Origin of the sequence: Candidatus Hydrogenedens sp. (assembly GCA_035361075.1) — a bacterium.
Classification (GTDB): Bacteria; Hydrogenedentota; Hydrogenedentia; order Hydrogenedentales; family Hydrogenedentaceae; genus Hydrogenedens.
Window position 1 is genome coordinate 13,910 of record DAOSBX010000023.1, and the last position, 1,603, is coordinate 15,512.

A 1,603-nucleotide genomic window follows, 5' to 3' on the forward strand; every position below is an offset into this window, starting at 1 on the left:
AAGTGTCAGGAAAAGGAAACGTAAGACTGTATGCATTTATGACAGGACTAATTATAGTTTTGTTTACTATAATGATTTCTGGTAACGCATGGTCTGCCATTTTAATCAGCACAGTTGAAGACTTGCAGAAGATAGGGAATGACCCTGAGTATCCGTTGAATGGGTCCTATGAATTGACTCAGGATATTGATGCAAGTGACACTGTGATGTGGAATGGTGGGGCTGGATTTCAGCCAATAGGTTCAGGTGCAACACCATTTACAGGAACATTTAATGGGAAAGGATATGTAATTTTAAACTTGTATATTAATCGTCCTACGGAGAACTATGTTGGTCTATTTGGTAGAACAAGCAGTAGTGCTACTATTCAGAATTTGGGAATAGAAAACAGCGTCGTTTTTGGTAATGATAATGTTGGGAATCTTGTTGGTTCTAATGAAGGCAGAACCGATACATGTTATTCAAATGGCTATGTTTCAGGAGAAAATTATGTAGGCGGACTTGTTGGAGTTAATAAAAATACTGCAAATAAATGTTATTCTATCGGAACAGTAACAGGTGTTACCAATGTGGGCGGTTTGATTGGAAGTAATTCGGGAACTATAACCCAATGTTATTCTACAAGTGCTGTGATTGGTGTATCTAACGTCGGCGGACTTGTAGGAGCAAACACGGCTTGGAACGCTTCTTTACGTAGGTGCTATGCATTAGGACCAGTAGCAGGTGGAAATAATGTTGGCGGTTTATTAGGTAGCATGTCCTGGGGATGGATATTTGAAACATATTCCGCAGGTGCTGTTAGTGGCGAGTCTAATGTGGGAGGTCTCATTGGCTATCGTTTCTTCCTTTCCTTTGTACTAATGAGCTATTGGGATACCCAGGCTTCAGGTCAATCGTCATCAAGCGGTGGTAATGGTAGAACAACAGACCAAATGAAACAGCAGTCCACATATTTCTTATGGTCTTTTGGAACAGTATGGGGAATTGTGTCTGGTGTAACGTATCCGTACTTTATCTGGCAATATGTTGTGCCTAATGTTATCGGGATGACATTAGAAGATGCAGAACAGGCTATTGTAGATGCGAATTTCGTATTAGGTACAGTAACTGAACAATGCAGTTTTACTGTCCCTGAAGGGCAAATTATCACTCAATCACCATTCGGTGGGCAGAATGCAGCACCAGGTAGTGCTGTTAATGTTACAGTATCTACAGGACCATGCCCAACGGGTACTGTGCCTAATGTTGTGGGTATGTCTCAACCATCTGCCGAAAATGAAATCATTTCCGCAGGTCTTACAGTGGGCATAATTACAACCCAATGCAGTAATACGGTTCCAGCAGGGTACGTTATCAGTCAGGACCCAATAGGAGGTGAACATGTTCCTCCGGAAACACCGGTCAATCTGGTTGTCTCTACAGGACCATGTCCTATTCCCGTACCTGATGTGGTCGGCATGACAGAAGAAGATGCAGATGTTACCTTAGTTTCAGCAGGATTATTTTTAGGAACTGTCACAGAAGAATGTAGCAATACGGTTCCAGCAGGTAGAATTATTAGCCAGAATCCACCAGCAGGTGCACAAGTTCCGCCCGGAAGTTA

Annotated in this window: 1 protein-coding gene; it reads left to right on the top strand. The window is 42.2% G+C overall.

Annotation, left to right across the window (positions count from 1 at the left end):
• Positions 1-38 precede the first annotated feature (38 nt).
• On the top strand, positions 39-1,603 hold a 1,565-nt coding region (locus PLJ10_08315), incomplete at its 3' end, for a PASTA domain-containing protein (GenBank protein HOK09651.1).